Source organism: Mycobacterium sp. ACS4331, from assembly GCF_001667265.1.
GTDB lineage: Bacteria > Actinomycetota > Actinomycetes > Mycobacteriales > Mycobacteriaceae > Mycobacterium.
Map to the genome: position 1 here is coordinate 26221 of NZ_LZHW01000066.1, position 26031 is coordinate 52251.

Annotated in this window: 24 protein-coding genes; 8 read left to right on the plus strand and 16 right to left on the minus strand. The window is 68.4% G+C overall.

Annotated elements, in window-relative coordinates:
• Window positions 1-31 precede the first annotated feature (31 nt).
• The 9 genes from A5727_RS15670 to clpS are packed head-to-tail and all read right to left on the minus strand — an operon-like array spanning window position 32 to window position 6121.
• Window positions 32-811, minus strand: a complete 780-nt coding sequence (locus A5727_RS15670) for a cyclic nucleotide-degrading phosphodiesterase (protein ID WP_068251085.1) — start codon at window positions 809-811, stop codon at window positions 32-34.
• Window positions 812-869: 58 nt separating this feature from the next.
• Window positions 870-1712: a glutamate racemase gene (gene murI, locus A5727_RS15675; protein WP_068251090.1), complete on the minus strand. Its 843-nt coding sequence runs from the start codon at window positions 1710-1712 to the stop codon at window positions 870-872.
• On the minus strand, window positions 1709-2386 hold the full coding sequence (locus A5727_RS15680) for a rhomboid family intramembrane serine protease (protein ID WP_068251093.1): 678 nt from the start codon (window positions 2384-2386) through the stop codon (window positions 1709-1711). Before A5727_RS15680 ends, murI begins: the two co-directional genes overlap by 4 nt.
• Before the next feature lie 52 nt (window positions 2387-2438).
• Window positions 2439-3410, minus strand: coding sequence for a cysteine synthase (locus tag A5727_RS15685; RefSeq protein WP_068251096.1), 972 nt, complete (start codon window positions 3408-3410; stop codon window positions 2439-2441).
• A 2-nt stretch (window positions 3411-3412) separates the two neighbouring features.
• The gene (locus tag A5727_RS15690; RefSeq protein ID WP_068251102.1) at window positions 3413-3685 is read right to left on the minus strand and encodes a MoaD/ThiS family protein; all 273 of its coding nucleotides are present in this window, start codon (window positions 3683-3685) and stop codon (window positions 3413-3415) included.
• Window positions 3686-3741: 56 nt separating this feature from the next.
• Window positions 3742-4155 (minus strand): M67 family metallopeptidase, encoded by a 414-nt coding sequence (locus tag A5727_RS15695; RefSeq protein WP_068251105.1) that lies wholly within the window; start codon window positions 4153-4155, stop codon window positions 3742-3744.
• Between the two features lie 6 nt (window positions 4156-4161).
• Window positions 4162-5202, minus strand: coding sequence for a P1 family peptidase (locus tag A5727_RS15700; RefSeq protein WP_068251179.1), 1041 nt, complete (start codon window positions 5200-5202; stop codon window positions 4162-4164).
• Window positions 5199-5786 carry an oxidative stress transcriptional regulator AosR gene (gene aosR, locus A5727_RS15705; RefSeq protein WP_068251108.1) on the minus strand — a complete coding sequence of 196 codons (588 nt, stop codon included), beginning with the start codon at window positions 5784-5786 and terminating at the stop codon, window positions 5199-5201. The genes A5727_RS15700 and aosR overlap by 4 nt, the downstream gene beginning before the upstream one ends.
• Window positions 5787-5818: 32 nt before the next feature.
• Window positions 5819-6121 carry an ATP-dependent Clp protease adapter ClpS gene (gene clpS / locus A5727_RS15710; RefSeq protein WP_068251182.1) on the minus strand — a complete coding sequence of 101 codons (303 nt, stop codon included), beginning with the start codon at window positions 6119-6121 and terminating at the stop codon, window positions 5819-5821.
• A gap of 106 nt (window positions 6122-6227) precedes the next feature.
• Here clpS and A5727_RS15715 point away from each other — a divergent pair, with 106 nt between their 5' ends.
• The 3 genes from A5727_RS15715 to A5727_RS15725 all read left to right on the plus strand — a co-directional run bounded on the left by A5727_RS15715 (window position 6228) and on the right by A5727_RS15725 (window position 11087).
• Window positions 6228-7514 (plus strand): nicotinate phosphoribosyltransferase, encoded by a 1287-nt coding sequence (locus A5727_RS15715; protein WP_082949835.1) that lies wholly within the window; start codon window positions 6228-6230, stop codon window positions 7512-7514.
• 10 nt (window positions 7515-7524) lie between these two features.
• A complete protein-coding gene (locus tag A5727_RS15720; protein WP_068251111.1) occupies window positions 7525-9573 on the plus strand; it encodes an ATP-dependent DNA helicase in 2049 nt (682 codons plus the stop codon).
• A gap of 68 nt (window positions 9574-9641) precedes the next feature.
• Window positions 9642-11087 carry a neutral zinc metallopeptidase gene (locus A5727_RS15725; protein WP_068251114.1) on the plus strand — a complete coding sequence of 482 codons (1446 nt, stop codon included), beginning with the start codon at window positions 9642-9644 and terminating at the stop codon, window positions 11085-11087.
• Between the two features lie 3 nt (window positions 11088-11090).
• Here the strand turns inward: A5727_RS15725 and A5727_RS15730 are convergent, their stop codons facing one another.
• The 3 genes from A5727_RS15730 to glgP form a co-directional block, all read right to left on the minus strand.
• Window positions 11091-11882 carry an MspA family porin gene (locus tag A5727_RS15730; RefSeq protein WP_068251187.1) on the minus strand — a complete coding sequence of 264 codons (792 nt, stop codon included), beginning with the start codon at window positions 11880-11882 and terminating at the stop codon, window positions 11091-11093.
• A gap of 123 nt (window positions 11883-12005) precedes the next feature.
• Window positions 12006-12854 carry a Vgb family protein gene (locus A5727_RS15735; RefSeq protein WP_068251117.1) on the minus strand — a complete coding sequence of 283 codons (849 nt, stop codon included), beginning with the start codon at window positions 12852-12854 and terminating at the stop codon, window positions 12006-12008.
• The gene (glgP, locus tag A5727_RS15740; protein WP_068251120.1) at window positions 12851-15424 is read right to left on the minus strand and encodes an alpha-glucan family phosphorylase; all 2574 of its coding nucleotides are present in this window, start codon (window positions 15422-15424) and stop codon (window positions 12851-12853) included. The genes A5727_RS15735 and glgP overlap by 4 nt, the downstream gene beginning before the upstream one ends.
• A gap of 159 nt (window positions 15425-15583) precedes the next feature.
• On the opposite strand from glgP, the gene A5727_RS15745 reads away from it, so the two are divergent.
• Both A5727_RS15745 and glgB read left to right on the plus strand, forming a co-directional pair.
• A complete protein-coding gene (locus A5727_RS15745) occupies window positions 15584-17668 on the plus strand; it encodes an alpha-1,4-glucan--maltose-1-phosphate maltosyltransferase (RefSeq protein ID WP_068251123.1) in 2085 nt (694 codons plus the stop codon).
• 13 nt (window positions 17669-17681) lie between these two features.
• Window positions 17682-19886, plus strand: a complete 2205-nt coding sequence (glgB, locus tag A5727_RS15750) for a 1,4-alpha-glucan branching protein GlgB (protein WP_068251126.1) — start codon at window positions 17682-17684, stop codon at window positions 19884-19886.
• A 30-nt stretch (window positions 19887-19916) separates the two neighbouring features.
• On the opposite strand, the gene A5727_RS15755 is transcribed toward glgB, so the two are convergent.
• Window positions 19917-21119, minus strand: coding sequence for a LuxR C-terminal-related transcriptional regulator (locus tag A5727_RS15755; RefSeq protein ID WP_068251189.1), 1203 nt, complete (start codon window positions 21117-21119; stop codon window positions 19917-19919).
• A gap of 118 nt (window positions 21120-21237) precedes the next feature.
• On the opposite strand from A5727_RS15755, the gene A5727_RS15760 reads away from it, so the two are divergent.
• Together A5727_RS15760 and A5727_RS15765 are read left to right on the plus strand one after the other, a co-directional pair.
• Window positions 21238-22488: a cytochrome P450 gene (locus A5727_RS15760; protein ID WP_068251129.1), complete on the plus strand. Its 1251-nt coding sequence runs from the start codon at window positions 21238-21240 to the stop codon at window positions 22486-22488.
• On the plus strand, window positions 22485-22901 hold the full coding sequence (locus A5727_RS15765; RefSeq protein ID WP_082949836.1) for a nuclear transport factor 2 family protein: 417 nt from the start codon (window positions 22485-22487) through the stop codon (window positions 22899-22901). Before A5727_RS15760 ends, A5727_RS15765 begins: the two co-directional genes overlap by 4 nt.
• Here A5727_RS15765 and A5727_RS15770 read toward each other — a convergent pair.
• The 3 genes from A5727_RS15770 to A5727_RS15780 are packed head-to-tail and all read right to left on the minus strand — an operon-like array spanning window position 22895 to window position 25455.
• On the minus strand, window positions 22895-23812 hold the full coding sequence (locus A5727_RS15770) for a tetratricopeptide repeat protein (RefSeq protein ID WP_157521402.1): 918 nt from the start codon (window positions 23810-23812) through the stop codon (window positions 22895-22897). The two genes, A5727_RS15765 and A5727_RS15770, sit on opposite strands and share 7 nt — an antisense overlap.
• A 13-nt stretch (window positions 23813-23825) precedes the next feature.
• Complete coding sequence (locus A5727_RS15775; RefSeq protein WP_231992088.1) at window positions 23826-24224, minus strand: DUF3817 domain-containing protein; 399 nt, start codon at window positions 24222-24224, stop codon at window positions 23826-23828.
• Window positions 24225-24273: 49 nt separating this feature from the next.
• On the minus strand, window positions 24274-25455 hold the full coding sequence (locus tag A5727_RS15780; protein ID WP_068251135.1) for an acetyl-CoA C-acetyltransferase: 1182 nt from the start codon (window positions 25453-25455) through the stop codon (window positions 24274-24276).
• Between the two features lie 81 nt (window positions 25456-25536).
• On the opposite strand from A5727_RS15780, the gene mce reads away from it, so the two are divergent.
• A complete protein-coding gene (gene mce, locus A5727_RS15785; RefSeq protein ID WP_068251138.1) occupies window positions 25537-26010 on the plus strand; it encodes a methylmalonyl-CoA epimerase in 474 nt (157 codons plus the stop codon).
• Window positions 26011-26031 lie beyond the last annotated feature (21 nt).

Consider the following 26031-nt stretch of genomic DNA (forward strand, 5'->3'; position numbering starts at 1 on the left):
GGCCAAGGCGGGCCGAGGCACGAGCCGCCGATCAGGAGGAGCGGCGGACCTCGAACGTCTCTCCGCAGACCACGGCGCGCACCGGTCCGTCGAATTCGGCTTTCGCCTCGCGGATCACGTCCTCACGCGATGTCCACGGCGGAATGTGCGTCAACAGGAGCTCACGCACGTTGGCCTTGGCCGCGACCTGCCCGGCCTCGGCGCCGGACAGATGCACGTGCGGAGGCCGGTTGTCCGGGTCATGCGTCCACGACGCCTCGCACAGGAACACATCCGCATCGCGCGCCAACTCGACCACCGAGTCACACACGCCGGTGTCGCCGCTGTAGACCAGGACCGCGCCGGACGGATCAGTGAACCGCATCCCGTAGGACTCGGTCGGATGCGACACCAGGCGCGGCAGTACCTCCAGTGCGCCGAAGCGTTCGCTGCGGCCGTCGATCCAGTGCCGAATGTCGAAGATGTCGTTGAAGTCGTCGAGTTCGCCACCCTGCGGGGAGCTCGCCGCGGCCAGCCGCGACCAGGTGTCGCTGGGCCCGAACATCAGCGCCTTACCCTCGGGTGGATTCGGGTGGTACCGCCGCCAGACGAACAGGCCCGGAAGATCGAGGCAATGATCGGCATGCAGGTGGCTGAGCAGCACACTCACAGCACCGGGGTCGGCGTAGCGCTGGAGTTCACCAAGGACGCCGCCGCCGAAGTCGATCACCAACGGCGGTGTGTCCGGCGCGTTGAGGAGATACCCCGACGCCGGCGAATCGGGGCCACCTACGCTCCCCGAGCACCCCAGCACCGTGATCCGCACAGCCATTAGCTTGCCATGCCCGGTTCGGGTTGGACGAAAACATCACCACTTTGCGCGAGGAGGATCATGGCGCGGTCCCGGCGTGACGCCGCACTCTCGCGACTCCCGTGATGACGGGCCCGAGGAAGCGCGCCGCCAGGGCCGTGAACGCCTCCGGATCCCCCGTCGCCTCGAACACGTGCGTGGCCCCGGTGTGGGCCCCGTCGGGGTGCGGGTGCAGCAGATCTCGTTCGGTGAGCACCCGGAGCAGGTCCTTGGCGGTCTCCTCGGCGCTCGACACCAGCGTGACGTGGTCACCCATCGCCAGCTGGATCAGTCCGGACAGCAGCGGGTAGTGGGTGCAGCCCAGCACCAGCGTGTCCACCCCGGCGCGCTGCAGCGGCTCCAGGTACGCCTCGGCCAACCCGAGCACCTGACGTCCGCTGGTGACCCCGCGCTCGACGAAGTCGACGAACCGCGGGCAGGCGACCGCCGCGATCTCGGTGTCCCGCGCCGCCGCGAACGCGTCCTGATAGGCCCGCGAGGTGATGGTCGCCTGCGTGCCGATCACGCCGATGCGACCGTTGCGCGTCGCCGCGACTGCGCGCCGTACGGCCGGCAGGATGACCTCGACGACGGGGACGTCGTAGCGTTCGCGCGCGTCGCGCAGGCACGCCGACGACGCCGTGTTGCAGGCGATCACCAATGCCTTGACACCGCGGTCGACCAGATCGTCCATGATGGTCAGCGCATGCGAACGGATCTGGGCCAGAGGCAGCGGACCGTAGGGGCCGTTGCCGGTGTCCCCGACGTAGATCATGTTCTCGTCGGGCAGTTGATCGATGATCGCTCGGGCGACCGTCAGCCCACCCACACCGGAGTCGAACACGCCGACCGGACCCGAGCGGTCCACGGACGGGCCCGTCATGACGTCAGGTACGGCGGTTGTGCCCCAGGGAGCCTGCGTTGCTGGCGGGCGCGGCGCTCGGGGCCGGACAGCAGATACGCCGCGAGGACGCCTGCGACCGCGCCACAGAGGTGCCCCTGCCACGAGACGCCATTGCAGCGGTCCAACTCCGGGATGGCCCCCCAGAGAATGCCACCGTAGAAGATCAGGACCACCACGCCGACGACGATCTCCCAGGCCTTGCGGGTGAACCAGCCGAAGACCATCAGAAACGCCAACCATCCGAAGATCAGCCCCGATGCGCCGATGTGGTTGGTGGCGATGCCGCCGCACGCACCCAGATTGCCGATCACCCAGGTGCCGAATCCGCCGAGGATCCAGATGATCGCCGTCGCGTAGATGAACCTGCCCATGCCGGCCAGCGTCATCAGGAAGCCCAGCACGAGGGCCGGGACCGTGTTGGCCATCAGATGCGCCCAGTTGGCGTGCAGCAGCGGGGCGAAGATGATGCCCCACAACCCGTCGGTCTCCATGGGCCGAATGCCGTTGGCGTCGAGACGGTGGCCGAAGAGCTGGTCGATGAGTTCGATCGCGTAGAGCAGCGCCACGAAGGCGAGGATGGTCGCGCCTCCGACCTTCCACGCCGGCTTCTTCTCCGGCTTCTGCGGCGCCGGGAAGCCTGTGGTGCTGTTCATGACCTGATGCTCGCTCCTCAGTCGGCGATTCGCGCCGAATCGTCGCCTCGGCTCATGCCCACAGCTGGCCTTCCAGCGCGTCTTCGGCGTCATCCAGGCTACCGGCGTACGCACCGGTCGACAGATACTTCCATCCGGCGTCGGCGACGACGAACGCGATGTCGGCGCGCTCACCGGCTTTGAGGGCCTTGGCGCCCATCCCGAGTGCCGCGTGCAGGATGGCCCCGGTCGAGATCCCGGCGAAGATGCCCTCCTGCTTCACCAGCTCGCGGGTGCGGCGGACCGCGTCGAAGGAACCGACCGAGTACCGCGTGGTCAGCACCTCGGGGTCGTACAGTTCGGGCACGAATCCCTCATCGATGTTGCGCAGCGCGTACACGCCCTCGCCGTAGCGGGGCTCGGCGGCGACGATCTGCACGCCCGGGACGTGCTCCCGCAGGAACCGACCGGTGCCCATGAGGGTGCCCGTCGTACCGAGGCCCGCGACGAAGTGCGTGATCTCCGGCAGATCGGCCAGGATCTCCGGGCCGGTGCCGTAGTAGTGCGCGTCGGAGTTCGCCGGGTTGCCGTACTGGTAGAGCATCACCCAGTCGGGGTGCTCGGCGGCGAGTTCCTTGGCCTTGGCGACGGCGGTGTTCGACCCGCCTTCGGCCGGGCTGAAGATGATCTGGGCGCCGTAGAGTTCGAGCACCTGGGTGCGCTCGACCGAGGTGTTCTCCGGCATCACGCAGATCAGCCGGTAGCCCTTGAGCTGGGACGCCATGGCCAGCGAGATTCCCGTGTTGCCGCTGGTGGGCTCGAGGATCGTGTCGCCGGGCTTGATCAGGCCGTCACGCTCCGCCTGTTCGATCATCCGCAGCGCCGGACGGTCCTTGATCGAGCCCGTGGGGTTGCGGTCCTCCAGCTTCGCCCACAACCGCACGTGCGGGCCGTCGGCTCCGTCGTCCCAGCGGGGCGAGAGTCGTTGCAGTCCCACGAGCGGTGTGTGCCCCAGGGCCTCCAACAGCGAGTTGTAGCGGGTCAAGCTCAGCCTCCGGCGACTGCGGGAAGAATGGTCACCGAGTCACCGTCGGAGACCTGGGTGTCCAGACCGCCGGAGAAGCGGACGTCCTCGTCGTTGACGTAGATGTTGACGAAGCGGTGCAGCTTGCCCGCGTCGATCAGCCGCTCCGAGATGCCGGCGTAGTTGGATTCCAGGTTGGAGATCACCTCGGCCAGGGTGGCTCCCTCGGCCGTGACGCGCTTCTCGCCACCGGTGTGCGGGCGCAGGATGGTGGGTATCGAAACGGTGACACTCATGATCTCTTCGACTCTCTCTGTTGTTGCTCTGATGGAAATCTCACCGGCGATTCGGTTCAGTACTGCGCCACAATTTTGACGGGTTCCTCGGTGACGACGCCGTCCAGGATGCGGTAACTGCGGAGTTCATGCTGTTCGGGGTCACGCGTGGACACCAGCACGTAGTGGGCGTCGGGTTCGGACGCATACAGGATGTCGGTGCGGCTGGGATAGGCCTCGGTCGCGGTGTGCGAGTGGTAGATGACCACCGGAACCTCGTCGGCGTCGTCCATGGCGCGCCACACCTTCAACTGCTCGCCGGAGTCGAAGCGGTAGAACGTCGGCGACCGTTCGGCGTTGACCATCGGGATGAATCGTTCGGGACGGTCGGAGCCGTCCGGCCCGGCGAGTACGCCACAGGCCTCGTCGGGATGGTCGGCCCTCGCGTGCGCGACCATCGCGTCAACCAGGTCAGCACGAATAACCAGCACGTCTGTTCACTCACTTTCTGCGGCGCCGACGAACGCAGTCGGCAACATGTCACGGTAGGCCGGTATTCCGGCGATCGACTCGGCGGCCAGCACACCGGCCAGGACTGCGCTGGCCAGGACGTCGGCGGCGGCCGCCCCGAGCGTGGCCACCAGCTTGGTCTCAGGTGACATCGACGCCGGGATGTCGGCGTCGGGGGGCACCTCCACCGCGCCGGTGGCCAGGGTGAAGACCGTGTCCCCGTCGATGGGGGTGTGGGCGGGACGGATGGTGTGGGCCAGCCCGTCGTGGGCGGCGACGGCGAGGCGCTGGCATGCGGCTGGGCTCAGGACGGCGTCGGTCGCGACCACCGCGATGGTGGTGTTCAAGGGGCTGTTCTCCCTGTCGAGCGTGGTCAGTGCCTCGACCTCGCATGCCAGCGGGGGCTGCAGCCCCAGTGACTTGATCAGGTGCGCCATCCACGGCAGTCCGGTGGCCGGATCGATGACGTTGCCCGCGCTGTTCACCGCGACGATCGCGCCGACCGTCACGCCGTTGTCGAGGGTGGTGGACGCGGTACCCAGACCGCCCTTGAGAACCCCGGCGCGCGCCCCGGCGCCGGCGCCGACGGTGCCCATGGCCACCTCCGTTCCCGCGGCGGCAGCGGCCCGGTAGCCGAACTCAGCGTCGGGGCGGCAGCCCCAGCCGCCGACAGGCAGGTCGAAGATCACGGCGGCCGGGACGATCGGCACCAGGCCGCCGGGCATCGCGACCCCGCGCCCGTTCTCCTCGAGCCACCTCATCACTCCGTCGGCGACGGCCAGTCCGTAGGCGCTGCCGCCGGTGAGCACCACGGCGTCGACGTAGCGGACGCTGTTGGCCGGGTCCAGCAGATCGGTCTCGCGAGTGCCCGGGGCGCCGCCGCGGACGTCGACTGCGCCGATCGTGCCCGGCGGTGCGATCACCACGGTGCTGCCGGCGGCCCACCCCGATCCGAGAGTGGCGTCCGGGTCGATCCGGTGATGCTGGCCGACCAGGATCCCAGCCACGTCAGTGATTGAACCCGTCATCGCCACCTCTGTCCCATCAGCGCAAGCACCAGGTACTCCTGGAGCACCGTCAACCATTGATACACATCGAGATGTCCCGCCATCGGGTGATCCGACGGCAGCCGATCGGGGCCGTCGGGACCGATCTGGAGCATGACGCCGAGCGACAGGCGCACATCGTTGACCGCGGCGATCCAGGATCCCGCCTGTTCCTCGGTGAGCTCAAAACGGCCGCCGTCCGCCGGACATGAATCCAGAAGTTGTTGCGCCGCTTCGCGTTTAGCGTCGATGATCTCGGGTTCGTGAAGGCTGCGCAGGGCCGCGTTGAGGCTTTCGGCGACCGCCGAGCCGGCGGGATGCTCACGCTGCTGACGGAAGAAGTCGGGCAGCAGGCGAGCCATCGTGGCGTCGTCGGGCGGTGTGGCGTTGCCCGTGCGCATGCCGGTGATCTGTTCGAGTTCGTCGGCGGGTGAGGACGCCGCCCGGTCGTCGAGCATGCCCACCACCGACGAGACCAGATTGCGCAGCAGCGCGGCCTCGTGAGGAGCCAGCGTTGACCGGAACCGCGGGCCCTGATCAGTCTCCACCCGCTTCCACTTGCGCACGCGCTCCCTGGGACCTTTCTTCTACGCCGCGGTCAGCGGTCCTGCTGCATGGTGGCCCACAGACCGGCGGCATGCAGCTTGGTGACGTCGACCTCCATGGACTCCCGCGTGCCCGAAGACACCACCGCCTTGCCCTCGTGATGCACCTGCAGCATCAACTCGGTGGCCTTGGGCTCGGAGTAGCCGAACAGCTTCTGGAAGATATAGGTGACGTAGTTCATCAGGTTGACCGGGTCATCCCAGACGATGGTCACCCACGGTCGTTCAGTCGACTCGACGGTGTCGACCTGCTGTTGCCCAGCCGCCCCCGGCTTGGTCGGTGCTGACGCAGCCATGCGAGACAGGATACCGCCGCGGTATCCGCGGCCCGAATCCGCCGAGAGGAGCGACCGCGCCGCGCCGTCGGCGGGCACCGAGCCGACTCGACTAACGTAGCTCGGTGTGACGGTGGCGCTGCTGACCGACAAGTACGAGCTGACGATGCTGTCCGCGGCGCTGCGCGACGGCACCGCGTGGCGTCAGGCCACCTTCGAACTGTTCGCCCGCCGGCTGCCCGATGGTCGGCGTTTCGGTGTTGTCGCGGGCACCGGGCGGCTGCTGGAAGCACTGCCCCACTTCAGATTCGATGACACCGCACTGGCCGCCGTCGCCGACTTCTGCGACGCGACCACGTTGGACTTCCTGCGCGACTTCTCATTCCGGGGTGACATCGACGGCTACGCCGAGGGCGATCTGTACTTCCCCCACTCGCCGGTGCTCACGGTGCGCGGCACGTTCGCCGAGTGCGTGCTGCTGGAGACGTTGGCCCTGTCGATCTTCAACCATGACACCGCGATCGCCTCGGCGGCGGCCCGCATGGTCAGCGCCGCGCAGAAGCGAACGCTGATCGAGATGGGTTCGCGTCGCACGCACGAGCAGGCCGCGGTGGCCGCGGCCCGCGCGGCCTACATCGCGGGCTTCGCGGGCACCTCCAACCTTGAGGCCAGTCGCAGGTTCGGTGTCCCCGCGCTCGGCACCAGCGCGCACGCCTTCACCATGCTCTACACCGGTGCGGACGGACCCGACGAACCGGCGGCCTTCCGCGCCCAGGTCGGCGCCCTCGGCGTGGGCACCACGCTGCTGGTCGACACCTACGACGTGACCACCGGCATCGCCAACGCCGTGGCCGCCGCGGGTACGGCGTTGGGCGCGGTGCGCATCGACTCGGGCGACCTCGGGGTGCTGGCCCGGCAGGCCCGCCGCCAACTGGACGACCTCGGCGCCACCGGCACGCGCATCGTGGTGTCCGGCGACCTCGACGAGTACGCGATCGCGGCGCTGCGGGCCGAACCCGTCGACATCTACGGCGTGGGCACCGCGCTGGTCACCGGGTCCGGCGCGCCGACCGCCAACATGGTTTACAAGCTGGTCGAGGTCGACGGCCGGCCCGTGCGAAAACGCAGCAGCCAGAAGGAGTCCCAGGGCGGCACCAAACAGGCCGTGCGACTCTGCAAACCGACGGGCACCATCACCGAGGAGGTGGTGTTCCCGGCGGGGCAGCGCCCCGCCGGAACCGAGTCCGGGCGCCTGCTGACGATTCCCCTGGTCCGGGAGGGTCGCGCCGTCGTCGACGCGGACCTCGAGACCGCCCGAGCACTGGTCGCCGCCGGTCTGACCAGCATCCCGTGGGAGGGACTGAAGCTGTCTCACGGCGAACCAGCGATCCCCACCCGCACGGTCGCCCCATGACTCGGTGTGCATGACCAGCCGAGTCGATCAGGCCCGAGTCGTGGAGTTGTTGAGCACTGCTGTGGCAGCGCTCGGCGGCAGCGAACGCGAAGGCCAGGTCCAGATGGCCAAGGCGGTCGCACACGCCTTCGCCACCGGTGAGCACCTGGCGGTCCAGGCCGGGACCGGGACCGGCAAATCGCTGGCCTATCTGGTCCCCTCGATCGCGGTCGCAGTCCGCGACGCCGAGGCCGGACCCGTGGTGGTGTCCACCGCGACGATCGCCCTGCAGCGGCAGTTGGTGGACCGGGACCTGCCCCGCCTGGCCGACGCGCTGAGCGCGGCACTGCCCCGCAAGCCGCGGTTCGCGCTGCTGAAGGGACGCGGAAACTACCTGTGCCTCAACAAGATCCACAACGGCGCCGCGGGAGAGGCTGAGGAGGGCGCACCGCAGGAGGAGTTGTTCGAGCCGTTCGCCGCCTCAGCGTTGGGCCGCGAGGTGCAGCGTCTCACCGCCTGGTCGTCGGAGACGACGTCCGGTGACCGCGACGAACTCAAACCCGGGGTGAGCGAGCGGGCATGGTCGCAGGTCAGCGTCTCGGCCCGCGAATGCATCGGAGTGGCGCGCTGCCCATTCGGCACCGACTGTTTCTCCGAGCGCGCGCGGGCGATCGCGGGGACGGCGGATGTCGTCGTCACCAACCACGCACTGCTGTCCATCGACGCGATCGCCGACGCCTCGGTGCTGCCCGAGCATGATCTGCTCGTGATCGACGAGGCGCACGAACTCGTCGACCGGGTCACGTCGGTGGCCACCGGAGAACTGACGTCGGCGGTGCTGACCGCAGCGCAGCGCCGCAGTAGTCGGCTCATCGGCCCGGAACTGTCGACCCGGTTGGAAGCCGCGGCGTCGACGTTCGTCTCGGCGATCCACGACGCCGAACCGGGCCGCATCGACCATCTCGACGAGGAGCTGGCGACGTATCTGACGGCGCTGCGCGACGCCGCGCACAACGCGCGGGCCGACATCAACCCGACCCCCGGCGACCCGCAGGCGGCCGCCGCCCGCGCCGAGGCCGTCACCGCGTTGTCCGACATCCACGACACCGCCGCCCGAATCCTGGAGTCGTTCGGGCCGCCGCTGACCGAGCGCTACGACGTGGTCTGGCTCGACCACGAGGACAACCGCGGGTCGGTGCGCCCAGTGCTGCGGGTGGCCCCGCTGTCGGTGGCCGGGCTCCTGCGGACCCGCCTGTTCGCCACCACGACCACGGTGCTCACGTCGGCGACGCTGACGGTCGGCGGCAACTTCGAGGCGATGGCCGGGGCCTGGGGGCTGACCGCGCGCCGAAACGACCCGGCCGAGGGTGAACAGCCCGCGCCCGCGGCGCCCGCGCCCAAGTGGCGCGGCATCGACGTCGGCTCGCCGTTCGAGCACCAGAAGTCGGGCATCCTCTACATCGCCAAGACCCTTCCGCCACCCGGACGCGACGGCACGGGCTCGACCGAACAGCTCACCGAGATCGAAGAACTCATCACCGCCGCCGGGGGCCGGACGCTCGGGCTGTTCTCCTCGATGCGGGCCGCCCGAGCGGCCGCCGAGGCCATGCGCGAGCGGCTCGACACGCCGGTGCTGTGCCAGGGCGAGGAGTCGACGGCGACGCTGATCGAGCAGTTCGCTTCAGACCACGCGACGTCCCTGTTCGGCACCCTGTCGCTGTGGCAGGGCGTCGACGTTCCGGGCCCGTCGCTGTCCCTGGTGCTCATCGACCGGATCCCGTTCCCGCGTCCCGACGACCCGCTGCTGACCGCGCGTCAGCGATCCGTGTCGGCGCGGGGCGGCAACGGCTTCATGGCCGTCTCGGCCAGTCACGCCGCGCTGCTGCTCGCGCAGGGCGCGGGACGCCTGCTGCGGCGCGCTGATGATCGCGGTGTGGTCGCCGTCTTGGACTCCCGGATGGCCACCGCGCGATACGCCGGCTATCTGCGCGCATCGCTGCCGCCGTTCTGGGCGACCACCGATCCGCAGCAGGTCCGCAAGGCCCTCACCAGACTGCGCGCCGCGATCGACGGCGAGTGAGGCCTGCGACCACTAGTCTGGCCGCAGTCGGGGCGTCGCTGCGCCATGGATCGGGGAGGTTGCCGACGGTGCTGCGGGTACTTGCGACGGGCGTGGCGGTGACCGCCACCGCCACACTGCTGGCCTCGTGTTCGACGGTGGTGCAGGGCAGTGCGGTCTCGGTGTACGCCGATCCGTTCAAGGTGGCCGGGATGCAGGCCGTGGACGGGCCCACGGGACTGCGCAGCGGCATCAGCCTCAACGGGCGGAATGTCGAGGAGTCCGACGGCGGCAAGATCGACCAGATCGCGGCGCAGTCGGTCACCGATATCGAGCAGTACTGGGACACCGCGTTCAGCGAGACGTTCCCCGGTGCGTTCAAGCCCGTCAGCGCACTGGTGTCGTGGGACTCGCGCGGCTACGCCATGAACTTCTGTGGTGACTTCACCGCGGGACTCGTGAACGCCGCGTTCTGCCCCGTCGACAACACCATCGGGTGGGACCGCGGTGAACTGTTCCCCGCGCTGCGGCGCGCCCATGGCGATATGGCCATCACCATGGTGTTGGCCCACGAGTACGGGCATTCGGTGCAGAAGCAGGCTCGGCTGAACAAGCGCAACGTCTCCACGCTGGTCGCCGAACAGCAGGCGGACTGCTTCTCAGGCGCCTACATGCGCTGGGTGGCCGAGGACAACTCCGACCGCTTCACCCTCAGTACGGGCGACGGCCTGAACAATCTGCTGGTCAGCATGATCTCGTTCCGCGATCCCCTGCTGACCGAGGAGGACCGGTCCTTCGGTGCCGCCCAGGACGAACACGGCTCGGCGTTCGAACGGATCTCGGCCTTCCAGTTCGGCTTCACCGACGGGCCGTCCGCATGCGCGTCGATCGACGCCAAGGAGGTCGCGCAGCGGCGCGGCGACCTGCCGGTCGCTCTGGCGGGCGGCGAGACCGGCGAGTGGGCGGTCTCGGAGGAGTCTGTGACGGCGTTCATCGACGCGATGAACGCCAAGTTCTCACCGCAGAACCCGCCGACGCTGACCTTCGACGCCGACCGGGCGTCGGCCTGCCAGGACGCCCGTCCGAGCCCGCCGGTCTCCTACTGTCCCAGCACCAACACCATCGCCGTCGACCTGCCGGGGCTTCAGGAGATGGGTTCACCGCGCGACCAGGACGATCAGTCGGCGATGCTCTCCGGCGACAACTCGGCCTACTCGGTCTTGATGTCCCGGTACGTGCTGGCACTGCAGAACGAGCGCGGTCTGGAGCTCGACAGTGCCGAAGCCGGTCTGCGGACGGCGTGCCTGACCGGTGTGGCCACCACGATGCTCACCGAACGGGTCAACACGCCCGCGGGCAACACGATCGCGCTCACCGCGGGTGATGTCGACGAGGCGGTGGCCGGCCTGCTGATCAACGGTTTGGCGGCCAGCGATGTCAATGGCGAGACCGTACCGGCAGGGTTCTCGCGGATCGACGCGTTCCGCGCCGGCGTGCTCGGCGATCAGGAGCGCTGCCTGCGCCGCTTCCCGTAGGTCTCACACCTTCTTGGTGGTGCCGTAGTAGGCCTGGATGGCGTCGGAGACGTCGGTCGACCGGGTCAGCACCGCGTAGGAACGGATGAAGGACTCCCCCACACAGCCGTCGATCTTGATGTGGAATCCGTTGATCGACACCCACGGTTCTGAACCGCGGTACTCCTTCTTGGTGACCGGGACGATGTTGACGATGCCGGGCTTGAGGCCGATCGCGATGCCACCGCTGACCGGCGTCGACAGTACTGGGGCCACGCCGTCGATGCCGATGCCGTTGCTGTCGATGCCGAGCAGGCCGATCGACGGGGTGACGCCGACGCTGCCGGTCAACGAGACGCCGTTGGACGTGCTCATGTCGATGCCGCAGCCGATCTGATAGCCGACTTCGAGGACTCCTTCGGGGGTTTCGCCACCACCGTCGGGCCCGACGGCCGACCCGTTGAACACCCCGCGCACCTCGTAGTCGCGCGACGACAGCGCCGTCGTCAGCGGTGCGACCGGCCTGATGAACTCGTCCTTGGCGCCCACGGTCAGGGTCCAACCATCGGGCGCGGTCGACGTGGCTGGCGGGTTGGAGACGACGGCGCCGTCGTCCACGGCCGCGGCGGGTTCGATCACCGTCCCGGGATCGGCCGCCCCTGCTTCGGCGGCGACAGGATCGGCCGCCGCGGATTCTGCGGCGACGGGTTCGGCGGCCGGTTCCAGTGCGGGCTCCGGGTCAGCGCCGGCGGACGGCATGCTGACGGTGAGCAACAGGACGCCGGCCGCGGCCGCCGCGGCTCGATGAACGCGGATCACAATTCGCCTCTCCCCGAGCGTCGAACCCAGTCACACCGCGTCGCGCAACGTGACCGTCGACACCCCTTTTCGGGGAACTTACCTCGCCGCCACACCGTGCCGGAAAGAAGGTTGGTCGAGTCAGACGGGCAGCCGCTGGACGAAGCCACACTCGAGCGCGACCCACACCGCCCCGTCGGGGCCGACGGCCAACCCGTGCGGCTCGCTGCCCGGGGGCAGGTCGAACGTCGTGATCTCGCCTTCGGCAGTGACCCGCGCCAGCTGATCTCCGGCCCACAGGCTCACCCACACCCCGCCGGAGGGGTCCGCCAACACCGCATGTGGTCGCCCCGGCAGGGGCATCTCCTGCATCGCGTCGTCGACGGGGATTCGGCCCAGCTTGTCGGCACGGATCTCGGTGAACCAGACCGCGTCGTCGTGCGTCGCGGCTATGCCGACAGGCCCGGCGTTGGGGGTCGGCACCTCTCGGACGGTGTAGTCGCCGCGCGGGTCCAGGCGACCGATGGCGTTCCCCGTGTTCAGGGTGAACCACAGCGCGTTGTCCGGCCCGCAGCAGATCATCGACGGCGAGCCGCGCACCACAAGTTCCGTGGAGACCTCACCGGTGGGCGTGATCCTTCCGATACCGCCCTGGGTCGTCTCGGTGAACCACACGCAGCCGTCGGGGCCGTTGACCAGACCGTAGGGGGTGCTGCCTTCGCTCAGCGGGAAGGAGCTCTGCGTGCCGTCGACGCTGATCCGGCCGATGTGCCCATCCCCGTTTCGGGTGAACCACATCGCCCCGTCCGCACCGGCGACGATCTGGGACGGCTTCGCCTCGGGCGCCACCGGGAACACCGTCGCGGCACCGTCGGCGGCGACCGCGGCGATCTCGCCGCTGTGCGCGAGGGTGACCCACATGCGGCCGTCGGGTCCGGCCGCCAACGCATACGGTCCACCCCGGAGGGGGACGGTCAGGGCACTGCTCACGCCAGCCGCACCAGACCCAACTCGGCGCCCGAGGCCAGCAGCGGGTGGTGCGGAAGCACCCGGACGGTGTAGCCCACCGAGCCGGCCACCGGCAGCGGCGCCGTGGTCGAGAAGACCGCGCTTCCGTCGTCGGTGGTGCCGGTGTGCGTCATGGGTGCGGTCTCCGGGTCGATCAGCAGATCAGTGCCGTCGACCCGGCCCAGCACGGCCTGCACCTGGACCTCCTCGGGCCGCAGGCCGGCCAACTGCACCGTCGCGGTCAGGGTGAGCTCCGAACCGAGGACCGGGGTGTCCGGCAGTCCCGAGCTGTCAACCTCGGTGATGGTCACCTTCGGCCAGGCCGCCCACACCTTGGCGCGGTAGGCGGCCAGATCCCGTGCCGGTTCGAACGAGGTGCCCACGGTGCGCCGAAATGACTGCGCCGCGGGCGCGTAGTACTGCTCTGTGTAGTCCCGCACCATGCGCGAGGCCAGCACCTTCGGGCCCAGCACCTGCTGGGTGTGGCGGACCATCTCCACCCAGCGGATCGGCACGCCGTCGGCGTCGCGGTCGTAGAACCGGGGCGTCACCGCGCTGCTGAGCAGGTCGTAGAGTGCGGCGGCCTCCAGGTCGTCGCGCCGTGCCTCGTCGGCGACTCCGTCGGCGGTCGGGATCTCCCAACCGTTCTCGCCGTCGTACCACTCGTCCCACCAACCGTCTCGGATGGACAGGTTGAGGCCCCCGTTGAGCGCGCTTTTCATGCCCGAGGTTCCGCAGGCCTCGAGCGGGCGCAGCGGGTTGTTCAGCCAGACGTCGCAGCCCCAGTAGAGCAGCCGCGCCATCGACATGTCGTAATCGGGCAGGAAGGCGATCCGGTGCCGCACCTCAGGCCGGTCGGCGAACCGCACCACCTGCTGGATCAACGACTTACCGCCGTCATCGGCGGGATGCGACTTGCCCGCGACGATCAGTTGGACGGGACGGTCCTCGTCGAGCAGCAGCGCTTCAAGCCGCTTCGGGTCACGCAGCATGAGGGTGAGCCGCTTGTAGGTCGGGACGCGGCGGGCGAACCCGATGGTCAGCACATCCTCGCTGAACGCCGTTGCGATCCAGCCGAGTTCGGCCTCGGTTGCGCCTCGCTCCAGCCAGGATCGGCGCAACCGGTCGCGCACGTCCGCGATCAACTGGGCCCGCAGCTGCGAACGGATGCGCCACAACCTCTCGGCGTCGACCTCCTGCAGTCGCAGCCAGGTGGCCGGGTCGCGAAGCTCGTTCAACGAGTCACCCAAGACCTCGCGCGCCAACTCGATCCACGGCGGCGCGACCCAGGTGGGCGCGTGCACGCCGTTGGTGACCGACCCGATCGGCACCTCCGCCGCGTCGAAGCCCGGCCACAGTTCGTTGAACATCTCGCGACTGACCTCGCCGTGCAGCAGCGAGACACCGTTGGCGCGCTGCGCGAGCCGAAGCCCCATGTGGGCCATGTTGAACTTGCCCGGGTCGTCCTCGGCACCGAACTCGATCACCCGCTCCAGCGGGACTCCGGGCAGCAGCGGATTGGGCCGGCCATCGGCGAAGTACCGCCGCACCATGTCGGTCGGGAACCGGTCGATGCCCGCGGGCACCGGAGTGTGGGTGGTGAACACCGTGCTCGAACGCACCACCGTCAGCGCGGTCTCGAAGTCCAGACCCGAACTGGCGATGTACTCGCGGATCCGTTCGACACCGAGGAATCCGGCGTGACCCTCGTTCATGTGGAACACCTCGGGCGCCGGGCGGTTCTCGATCTCGGTGAACGCGCGGATCGCCCGGACTCCCCCGACACCGGCCAGGATCTCCTGCCTGATGCGGTGCTCCTGGTCGCCGCCGTACAGGCGGTCGGTGACGGCACGCATGTCGTGCTCGTTCTCGGGGATGTCGGAGTCCAGCAGCAGCAGCGGCACACGGCCGACCTGAGCGACCCAGATCCGGGCGCGCAGTTGCGCACCCTCGGGCATCGTGAGGTCCACCAGGGCCGGGCTCCCGTCGGCGTGGGCCAGCAGGCGCAGCGGCAGGCCCTGCGGATCCAGCGCCGGATAGTTCTCGTGCTGCCACCCGTCGGCGGTCAGCGACTGGCGGAAGTAGCCGGACCGGTAGAGCAGGCCGACAGCGATGAGCGGCAGCCCCAGGTCGGAGGCGGACTTGAGGTGATCGCCGGCCAGGATGCCCAACCCGCCCGAGTAGTTGGGCAGCACGGTCGCAACGCCGAACTCCATCGAGAAGTACGCGATGCCCGTGGGCATCTGTCCCTCGGGCTGCTGCTGGTACCACAGTGGCTGGGTCAGGTACTCCCGCAGGTCGGCGGCCACCACGTCGAGCCGGTCGAGGAAGTCCCGGTCGACCGCGAGCTCGTCGAGGCGCTGGGGGCTGACCGCGCCGAGCAGGGCCACGGGGTCACCGCCGGTGCGCTGCCACAGGGCCTCATCGATCGAGGCGAACAGATCCTGCGTCTGCCTGTCCCACGACCAGCGCAGGTTGACCGAAAGCTGCTCGAGCGCTGCGAGCCGCTCCGGCAGATGGACACGGACTGTGAACCTGCGGAGTGCTTTCACACGTTCAGAGCTTACTGACGTCGGGCGGCCGTGCGGTCCGCTGCGCTCAGCTTGCCGCTCCACCGCCGTCGATCACCACTACGGTGTGAAGTGAGGCGGAAGTGGATATCACCAACAGGACACGACCACCAGAACGCCGAAACTAAAAGGAGCGCTCGAGTGCCCGGTCGCATCGAGATCGACGATGTCGCCCCCGCAGTATCCGGTGGCAGGTTTCCCGCAAAGGCGGTCGTCGGTGAAGTCGTCCCGATCAGCGCCACGGTGTGGCGCGAGGGCCACGACGCGGTGGCGGCGACGCTGGTGCTGCGCTACCACGGAACGACCTACCCCAAGCTGGTCACCGGCCCCGCGGCACCGGCCGACGCCCCCGAGCCACCCGGTCCCGCCGCCGCGGCAGCACCCGCGCGCCGCAAGCCCGTGCAGTTGCCGATGGGTCCGGGCCGCACCCCCGATGTGTTCCACGGTCAGTTCGTGCCCGATGCGGTCGGTCTCTGGACGTTCCGGGTGGACGGGTGGGGCGACCCGATCACGACGTGGCGGCACGCCGTCGTCGCCAAACTGGAGGCCGGTCAGGGCGAGACCGAACTGTCGAATGACCTGCTCGTCGGTGCCCAACTGCTGGAGCGCGCTGCGGGGGGCGTGCCGCGGCAGAACCGATATCCACTGATCGAGGCGGCCGCGGCGCTCCGTCAACCGGGCGACCCGACCGAACGTGCCGCCCCCGCACTGTCCGACGAGGTCACCGCGCTGCTGGCCCGCCATCCCCTGCGTGAGTTGGTGACCCGCGGCGAGCCGTTCGGGATCTGGGTCGACCGCCCCGCGGCGCGCTTCGCATCGTGGTACGAGATGTTCCCGCGCTCGACCGGCGGCTGGAACGCCGACGGCGAACCGCGGCACGGCACCTTCACCACCGCCACCAAGGCACTGCCCCGGATCGCCAAGATGGGTTTCGACGTGGTGTATCTGCCGCCCATCCATCCGATCGGCCGAGTGCACCGCAAGGGCCGCAACAACACCGTCACCGCAGCCCCCGGCGATGTCGGCTCGCCCTGGGCGATCGGCAGCGCCGAAGGCGGCCACGACGCCGTCCACCCGGATTTGGGCACCATCGACGACTTTGATGACTTCGTTTCAGCCACAAAGGATCTCGGTATGGAGGTGGCACTGGATCTTGCGCTCCAGTGCGCGCCCGACCACCCGTGGGCCAAGGACCACCGCCAGTGGTTCACCGAACTTCCCGACGGCACCATCGCTTACGCGGAGAATCCGCCCAAGAAGTACCAGGACATCTATCCGCTGAACTTCGACAATGATCCCGCGGGCCTGTACTACGAGGTGCTGCGCGTGGTGAAGCACTGGATCTCACACGGCGTCAAGGTGTTTCGCGTCGACAACCCACACACCAAACCGCCGAACTTCTGGGCCTGGCTGATCGCCGAGGTCAAACGGATCGATCCCGACGTGCTGTTCCTGTCCGAGGCGTTCACCCGACCGGCCCGCCTCTACGGCCTGGCCCGACTCGGCTTCACCCAGTCGTACAGCTACTTCACGTGGCGCACGGCGAAGTGGGAGATCACCGAGTTCGGCCAGGAGATCGCCGAGCATGCCGACGAGGCCCGCCTCAACCTGTTCGTCAACACTCCCGACATCCTGCACGCGAGCCTGCAGCACGGCGGACCGGGGATGTTCGCCATCCGCGCCGTGCTGGCCTCGACGCTGAGTCCGCTCTGGGGCGTCTACTCCGGCTTCGAGTTGTTTGAGCATCAGTCAGTCCGGGAAGGCAGCGAGGAGTACCTGGACTCCGAGAAGTACGAACTGCGACCGCGGGATTTCGAGGGTGCCCTGGCGCGGGGAGAGTCGCTGGAGCCGTTCATCACGCGGCTCAACGAGATTCGGCGGCTGCATCCCGCACTGCAGGACATGCGCACCATCAGGTTCCATCACATCGACAACGACGCGCTGCTGGCCTACAGCAAGTTCGATCCGATCACCGGCGACTGTGTGCTGGTGGTGGTGACGCTCAACCCGTTCGGCGCCGAGGAGGCCACCCTGTGGCTGGACATGGCGGCGCTGGGCAAGCACGACTACGACCGGTTCTGGGTGCGCGACGAGATCACCGGAGAGGAATACCAATGGGGCCAGGCGAACTACATTCGCATCGATCCGGCCCGCGCCGTGGCGCACATCGTGAACATGCCGCTGATCCCGGCCGACAGCCGCGCTGTGCTGCTGCGCCGGGAATGAGAGGAGTCTTCCGGTGACTGGCACCGAGATCATCAGCAAGCACCTCGCCCCAGACCCATCCGACCTGCATCGCCTGGTCGCGGGTACGCACCACGATCCACATTCGGTGCTCGGCGCGCACGAGTACGACACACACACCGTGATCCGTGCGTACCGTCCGCATGCCTCCAAGGTCACCGCACTGATCGGTGGTGAGCGACACCCGTTGCAGCACATCGACTCCGGGCTGTTCGCGGTGGCGCTGCCGTTCACGAATCTGATCGACTACCGACTGGAGGTCGGTTACCCGACAGAAGACGGAGGCGAGTACGGCCCGACGAGCGCCGACGCCTACCGCTTCCTGCCCACGCTGGGCGAGGTGGACCTCCATCTGTTCGCCGAGGGCCGCCACGAGCGCCTGTGGGAGGTGCTCGGCGCCCATCCAAGGTCCTTCACCACGGCCGACGGCGTGGTCGAGGGCGTGTCGTTCGCCGTGTGGGCTCCGAATGCCAAGGGCGTCAGCCTGATCGGGGATTTCAACCATTGGAGCGGCACGGACGCGCCGATGCGCGTACTGGGCTCCACTGGCGTGTGGGAGCTGTTCTGGCCGGACTTCCCCCGAGACGGGCTCTACAAATTCCGCGTCCACGGCGCGGATGGCAGCGTGGTGGACCGTGCCGATCCGGTGGCGTTCGCCACCGAGGTGCCTCCGCAGACGGCCTCACGTGTGTTCGCCAGCGAGTATGTGTGGTCCGACGACGAGTGGATGCGGCAGCGACCGCAGCGCAACCCGGTGTTCGAGCCCATGAGCACCTACGAGGTTCACCTGGGCTCTTGGCGGCCCGGCCTGTCGTATCGCGAACTGGCCGACCAGTTGACGGACTACGTGGTGGCCCAGGGCTTCACGCACGTCGAGATGCTGCCCGTGGCCGAGCACCCGTTCGGCGGCTCGTGGGGTTATCAGGTCACGTCGTACTACGCACCCAGTTCACGGTTCGGCAGTCCCGACGATTTCCGGCATCTGGTGGACCGACTGCATCAGGCCGGCATCGGCGTGATCGTCGACTGGGTGCCCGCCCACTTCCCCAAGGACGCGTGGGCTCTGGGCCGGTTCGACGGAACTCCGCTCTACGAACACGCCGACCCCAGGCGTGGTGAACAACTCGACTGGGGCACCTACGTCTTCGACTTCGGCCGCCCTGAGGTGCGAAACTTCCTGGTGGCCAACGCTTTGTACTGGTTGCAGGAGTACCACATCGACGGCCTGCGGGTCGACGCCGTGGCCTCGATGCTCTACCTCGACTACTCACGCCCCGAGGGCGGCTGGACGCCGAACATCTACGGCGGCCGGGAGAACCTCGAAGCGGTCCAGTTCCTGCAGGAGATGAACGCCACGGTGCACCGCACCGCCCCCGGCATCGTCACCATCGCCGAGGAGTCCACCTCCTGGCCGGGCGTCACCCGGCCGACCAACCTCGGCGGGCTCGGGTTCTCCATGAAATGGAACATGGGCTGGATGAACGACACGCTGGACTACATGAAGCGTGACCCGATCCACCGCAGCTACCACCACCACGAGATGACGTTCTCGATGCTGTACGCGTTCAGCGAGAATTACGTGCTGCCGATCAGCCACGACGAGGTCGTGCACGGCAAGGGCACGCTGTGGGGCCGGATGCCGGGCAACGACCACGTCAAAGCCGCGGGGTTGCGCAGCCTGCTGGCCTACCAGTGGGCCCACCCGGGCAAGCAGCTGCTGTTCATGGGCCAGGAGTTCGGGCAGCGCGCCGAGTGGTCCGAGGAACGCGGGCTGGACTGGTTTCAACTCGACGAGAACAGTTTCTCGTCCGGCATCCAGCGCATGGTGCGCGATCTCAACGCGATCTACCTTCAGACGCCGGCGCTGTGGAGTCAGGACACCAAACCCGAGGGCTACTCCTGGATCGACGCCAATGACTCCGGCAACAACGTGCTGAGCTTCCTGCGCTTCGCGAGCGACGGTTCGGTGCTGGCGTGCGTGTTCAACTTCGCCGGGTCCGAGCACAGCAGTTATCGGGTCGGGTTGCCGCACACGGGCCGCTGGCGGGAGGTGCTCAACACCGACGCGACGATCTATGACGGTGCGGGCGCGGGCAATCTCGGCGGAGTCGAGGCCACCCCGGATCCCTGGCACGGCCGCCCCGCGTCAGCCGCGCTGGTGCTGCCGCCGACCTCGGCGATCTGGTTGGCGCCCGAGTGACGGGCGTCTGAGGGGCACCCGGGTGACCCCTCAGGTGCCTCCGGGCCACCCGGACTCGGGTTGGCTGGCCATCCGCACGTAGGTGGACGCCGCCTCGGCGCGATTGGTGGCATGCAGTTTCCGCAGGACCCGCTTGACGTGGGATTTGACCGTCCCGATCGAGATGACGAGTTCGACGGCGATCTGCTGATTGGTTCGTCCTGCGGCCATCAGCCGCAGAACCTCCACCTCGCGTCGCGTCAGCACGGTATGGATCCCCGACTGGGGCTCGGCCAGGAGCCGGGCCGCTGGGCTCTGCTCCACCGGCTCCACCTTGCGCAGGTCCAGGTCGGCGTCCTGGAGGGCTTTGGCCGCCTCTTCCGCGGAAGCCAGCGCGCGCCGCACCTCGGCCTGCTGACGCCGCATCCGTTCCAACAGCACCGTGCGCTCAAATGCGTAGCCGAATCCTTCGGCGAAAGCCCACACGATGTCCCGGTCGATCTCATCGACGGTCTGGCCGGAGTACAGCCGGTCGGCGTGCAGAAACCCGATCACCTGGCCGGTCGGCATCACCGGCGCGGCCACGTACGAATGGGTCAGTGAGAAGTCCACGATGGGTCGGTTGACCCGCGGATCATTGCGGGCATCGCGCACGATGGCGGGCGCGCGCCGGCGGATCATCTCGGTTTCGAGCAGCATGTGATCGAGCGGGGGCGCCACCGACTGGGCGAACGCGACCATCTTCTCCGCACCCGTTTCATCCTCGCCGAAATAGGCGGCCTCCATGACCATTCGGCCCTCGTGCACCCGGAACAACACCGCTCGATCGAAGCCGCAGGACTGGACCAGTTCGCGCGGCGCGCGGTCCACAATCGCGTCGACAGCACCGACTGCCCGCAGCTTGCTCAGCGCCTCCTGAACCCGGAGCAGGGCTACGGTGCGCCGCCGGGCATCGTCCTCGAGGAGTTCACGCTCCAACAGCGACAGGTCCAACACCGCCTCCAGCGCAGCCAGGGACTGCAGGTCCCCAAGCCCTTCGAGCACACCGCGTATCGCTGCGGCGTGGGCGTCCACGGCGTCGGCGACGGCCCGTCGCGGATCATCACCGGCCTCGACCGTGCCCTGGTCGCAGGCCTCGAGATAGCGGCGCTGCCCGGGGGTCGGTCGCGGCGCGCGGGAGTTCCAGCCGGGGTGGCCGCCGTCGGAAAGCGCCGTCGGGCCCGGGATGTCCGGCAGTCGATCAAAGGTGGTCATCGCTGACCGATCGTCCCACCGGAATTCCCGGGCCGGAGCCGAATCCACCCGGACGGGGGACCAAGTGTGCTCCGAGGGGGGATCGACCCACGCTCCGAGCGCCGACAGGCTGATCCACATGCCATCAACCACCCAATCCGCCCTGGCGATGCTGACGTCCCCCGAGGGAATCGCGAACCCGTATCCGCTGTACGACAGTCTGCGCGCCACTTCGCCCGTCGCGGGCTACCGGGATTGGCCTCCAGGCACGGTGCCGGGCGCAGATGAGCCGGTCACCGCATGGGCGCTGTTCCGGTACGAGCAGGTCTTCGCCGCAGCGCGCGACCACGAGACGTTCTCATCCCGCGACCCGATTCAAGAAGCCTCCAGCGCCCCGAGCCTGATGCTGGTCAACACCGACCCTCCGCACCACACCGCCGAGCGGAAGCTGATCGGCCAGGCCTTTTCACCGCGACGGGTGAAACGCCTCGAGGGTTGGCTGAGTGACTTGGTTCCCGAGCTGCTCATAGAACTGGACCGCACCGCGCACCGCGACATCGTCGATGTCATGCAGTTCGCCGCGGAGGTGCCTGCGCGGGCGATGGTGCGCCTCCTCGGCCTGCCGGAAGGCGACCACGTGCGGTTCAAGCGATGGGCCAATGCCTTCATGCTGTCATCCGACCTCGCACCGGAGGAGCGGATGGCCAGCAACCAGGAAATGGTCGAGGCCTTCACTGCCCGACTGGTGGAGCACACAGCTCAACTGGCGGCGTGCGCTCCCAGCGGGGGTGTCGACGACGCCGAGGATCTGATTTCGGCGTTGCTGCGCGCCGAGGTCGACGGTCAGCGCCTCAGCCCTGAGGAGATCGTGCGGTTCTGCGTGACGCTGGTGGTGGCCGGCACCGAGACGACGACCTATCTGATCGGCAATCTGTTGCACACGCTGGCACGCGAACCGCAGGTGACACACCGCATCAGGGCCGACCGGTCACTTCTGCCCGCGTTCATTGATGAGACCATGCGGCTCGACGGCCCGCCGCAGCGGCTGTTCCGGATCGCCACCCGCGATGTGGAGATGGACGGGGCCACCATCCGTCGCGGCGACTGGGTCGCACTGTTCTTCGGCGCGGCCAATCGCGACTCGTCCGTATTCGCCGACCCGGACCGGTTCGACCTCGATCGGGCGAACAGCCGACAACAACTCTCGTTGGGCCATGGCGTGCACTTCTGCCTGGGGGCGCCATTGGCGCGCCTCGAGGTGACCGCGGTGCTCAACGCGGTGTTGGACCGGTACACCACGATTGAGCTCACCGACGATCCCGGCGACAAGCAGACCGCCAGCCTGCTGACCCACGCCTACGTCCGACTGCCGTTGCGGATGGTCCGGTGAGCACCACCGTCGAACACACCAACATCGCCACGACACAGGCGATCTACGCCGCGGTGTTGGCCGGCGACCTCGACAGTGCGTTGGGTCTGCTTGACCCTCAGATCCGCATCACCTACTACGGGACCGATGCCATCCCGTACGCCGGGGACTACCGCGGCGTCGACGAGGCGGTGAAGTTCTTCACCGCTGTCGGTACATCAATCGAGATCGTGGACATGCAGGCGTGGAAGTTCATCGCACAGGGCGACGAACTGGCGGCCTGGGGACGACAACGCTTTCGCCGTCTCCAGACCGGTCAGGAATGGGAATCGGAGTTCGCGCACATCATCACGTTGCGGGACGGACGGTGGCTGCACTTCCGCGACTTCATGAACTCCGCGCTGACCCACCTGGCGTTCACGACGGATCAGTAAAGGGCGTTGGCCAGATTGCGCCGGCCCGCGACCACGTCCGGGTCTGCGGGGTCGAAGAGGTCGAACAGTTCGATGAGCCGCGTGCGCACTCGGGCGCGGTCGTCGCCGGCGGTCCTCTTCACCAGGGCGATCAGGCGGTCGAAACCCGCCGCGACGTCCTGGTTGAGCAGGTGCACATCGGCGGCCGCGAAGGCCGCGTCGATGTCGTTGGGATCCGCGTCGGCCACCGCGATGGCGTCGGCGGGATGCCCGGTGGCACGGGACAGGAAGTCGATCTGGCGCACCGCGCCCTTGGCCTCCTGATGCCCCGGATCGGCCGCCAGGATCGCCTCGTAGGCCGCCTTCGCGGCGTCGAAGTCGCCGGATTCGAGGTGTGCGCGCGCCTGCTCGAGCGCCGGGTCGACCTGTTCGGCGTCCTCGCCCGGTGCGCCGGCCAACTTGCCGGCGGTCGCATCGAGCAGGGAGTCGATCCACCGGCGCAGCTGCTCCGGCGGCTGCATGCCCTGGAAGTTGGCCAGCGGCTGGCCCGCGGCCAGCGCGACCACGGTCGGAATCGCCTGAACGCCGAACGCCTGCGCCACCCGCGGGGTGGTGTCGACGTTGACCGCGGCCAACGCCCACCTGCCGTTGTCCTGCTCCGCGAGCGCGGCCAGCACCTCGACGAGCTGCACCGAGGAGTCGCTTCGAGGCGACCACATGACCGCGACGACGGGGACCTGCCCCGAGCGGACGAGCACCTCGGCCTCGAAGTTGGCCTCGGTCACCTCGACCACCCCGGGCGGCGATGCGGCGCCTTCGCCGGTGCCGCCGGCGGGGGCCGGTGGCCGTTTGAGGCCGGACAGATCGACGGCGCCGGCCATGGAGGCGGCCATCGCGAGACCAGCAGGACCTGAAGAACGCGGTCGTGTCACGCAGACAAGTCTGTCACGTCGTCTCGGGAACCGGCCCGCCTGTCTGGGCGGCGACCGGCTGACCGGCCGCAGCCGCGCGCGATTCACCCAGCTTGGCCGTCCGATCGGCCCATATGACGAAGATCACGCTTCCCAGCGGCACAATGCTTCCCAGCAACGCCATCAGCCACGTCCAGAGGCTCCATTTGAACGCGATCCCCGCCAGCAGTGCCGCACCGAGGAAGGCGACGAAGACCGCCCCGTGGACGGGCCCGAAGATCTTCACGCCAATCTCGTTGCCGGCAGCCGAGAGGTGCTTGAAGTACATCCCGACCAGCAGGCCAACCCAGCTGATCGCCTCGGCCAAGGCGATCAGCCGGAAGCGTCCCGCGGTGCTGCGGAGGTCGAAGGAGCTTGTCGTCGCAGTTTCCACAGCAACCATTGTGCCGAACCCGGCGGCTGGCTACTACCGGCTGTAGTTGTCAGCCCGCGCGCAGGACCAGCGCATCGCCCTGGCCGCCGGCCCCGCACAGTGCGGCGACGCCGTAGCCGGAACCGCGCCGCTTGAGTTCGAGAGCGACGTGCAGCGTGATGCGTGCGCCCGACATACCGATCGGATGTCCGACTGCGATCGCGCCGCCGTTGACGTTGACCTTCGCCGGGTCGACACCCAGTTCCTTCGTCGAGGCCAGGGCGACGGCGGCGAACGCCTCGTTGATCTCGATGACGTCGAGTTGGTCGACAGTGATGCCCTCGCGCGCGATGGCCTTCTTGATCGCGTTCGCCGGCTGCGACTGCAGGGTGGAGTCCGGGCCCGCGACGACACCGTGGGCGCCGATCTCGCACAGCCAGTCCAGCCCCAGCTCGATGGCCTTCTCCTTGCTCATCACGACCACCGCACACGCGCCGTCGGAGATCTGCGAGGCCGACCCGGCCGTGATGGTGCCGTCCTTGCGGAACGCGGGCTTGAGGCCCGACAGCGACTCCGCGGTGGTGTTGGCGCGGATGCCCTCGTCCTCGGTGAACTCGATGGGGTCACCCTTGCGCTGCGGGATGACAACGGGCACGACCTCGTCGGCGAACACGCCGTCCTTCCACGCGGCGGCGGCCTTCTGGTGGCTGACCGCGGCGTACTCGTCCTGCTCGGCCCGGGTGAACTTGTCGACATCGTTGCGCTGCTCGGTGAGCGCACCCATCGGCTGATCGGTGAAGACGTCGTGCAGGCCGTCGTAGGCCAGGTGGTCCCTGACCACGACGTCGCCGTACTTGTACCCGTTGCGCGAGTCCAGCAGCAGGTGCGGCGCCTTGGTCATCGACTCCTGCCCGCCGGCCACCACGACGTCGAACTCACCGGCACGGATCAGCTGATCGGCCAGCGCGATGGCGTCGATGCCCGAGAGGCACATCTTGTTGATCGACAGGGCGGGCACATCCCACGGAATCCCGGCGCCGACGGCCGACTGACGGGCCGGCATCTGGCCGGCGCCCGCCGTCAGCACCTGGCCCATGATCACGTACTGCACCTGAGAGGGCTCCACACCGGCCTTCTCCAGAGCACCCTTGATCGCGATCGCACCAAGGTCAGACCCGGAGAAATCCTTCAACGATCCCGACAGCTTGCCGATCGGCGTGCGGGCTCCGGCAACGATGACTGACGTCGTCATGACTTCCTCCAAAACAGGATGCTCAGGCCACTGTGACCTGCGGCATAGGCGCGATTGATGTCATTAGGTTACCTTTGCGTTATGACCGCCGATCAGGTTGATGCCCGTCCTGCCCTCGCCAGCGCGCTGGTGACGGCGATCGATCACGTCGGCATCGCGGTTCCCGATCTCGAGGCCGCCAAGAAGTGGTACCACGACCACCTCGGCATGATCGTGCTGCACGAAGAGGTCAACGAGGAGCAGGGTGTGGTTGAGGCCATGCTCAGCGTGCGGGGCGCACCGGTCGGCAGCGCCCAGATCCAGCTGCTGGCACCCCTGAACGAGAAGTCGACCATCGCGAAGTTCATCGACACCCGGGGCCCGGGCCTGCAGCAGTTGGCGTACCGGACCAGCGACATCGACGCGCTGTCGGAGCGACTGCGCGAGCAGGGTGTACGCCTGCTCTACGAAGCCCCGCGGCGTGGCACCGCGGACTCGCGCATCAACTTCGTCCACCCCAAGGATGCCGGCGGCGTTCTGATCGAACTCGTCGAACCCTCCGCCGACGCGCACTGAACGCATCTCCCCCGGACGCTT

What these genes read in the sequence shown, in the direction of transcription:
- A5727_RS15670 (WP_068251085.1), bottom strand. Translation starts at nt 811, where the DNA reads ATGGCTGTGCGGATCACGGTGCTGGGGTGCTCGGGGAGCGTAGGTGGC.
- murI (WP_068251090.1), bottom strand. Translation starts at nt 1,712, where the DNA reads ATGACGGGCCCGTCCGTGGACCGCTCGGGTCCGGTCGGCGTGTTCGAC.
- A5727_RS15680 (WP_068251093.1), bottom strand. Translation starts at nt 2,386, where the DNA reads ATGAACAGCACCACAGGCTTCCCGGCGCCGCAGAAGCCGGAGAAGAAG.
- A5727_RS15690 (WP_068251102.1), bottom strand. Translation starts at nt 3,685, where the DNA reads ATGAGTGTCACCGTTTCGATACCCACCATCCTGCGCCCGCACACCGGT.
- A5727_RS15700 (WP_068251179.1), bottom strand. Translation starts at nt 5,202, where the DNA reads ATGACGGGTTCAATCACTGACGTGGCTGGGATCCTGGTCGGCCAGCAT.
- clpS (WP_068251182.1), bottom strand. Translation starts at nt 6,121, where the DNA reads ATGGCTGCGTCAGCACCGACCAAGCCGGGGGCGGCTGGGCAACAGCAG.
- A5727_RS15720 (WP_068251111.1), top strand. Translation starts at nt 7,525, where the DNA reads ATGACCAGCCGAGTCGATCAGGCCCGAGTCGTGGAGTTGTTGAGCACT.
- A5727_RS15755 (WP_068251189.1), bottom strand. Translation starts at nt 21,119, where the DNA reads ATGACCACCTTTGATCGACTGCCGGACATCCCGGGCCCGACGGCGCTT.
- A5727_RS15760 (WP_068251129.1), top strand. Translation starts at nt 21,238, where the DNA reads ATGCCATCAACCACCCAATCCGCCCTGGCGATGCTGACGTCCCCCGAG.
- A5727_RS15780 (WP_068251135.1), bottom strand. Translation starts at nt 25,455, where the DNA reads ATGACGACGTCAGTCATCGTTGCCGGAGCCCGCACGCCGATCGGCAAG.
- mce (WP_068251138.1), top strand. Translation starts at nt 25,537, where the DNA reads ATGACCGCCGATCAGGTTGATGCCCGTCCTGCCCTCGCCAGCGCGCTG.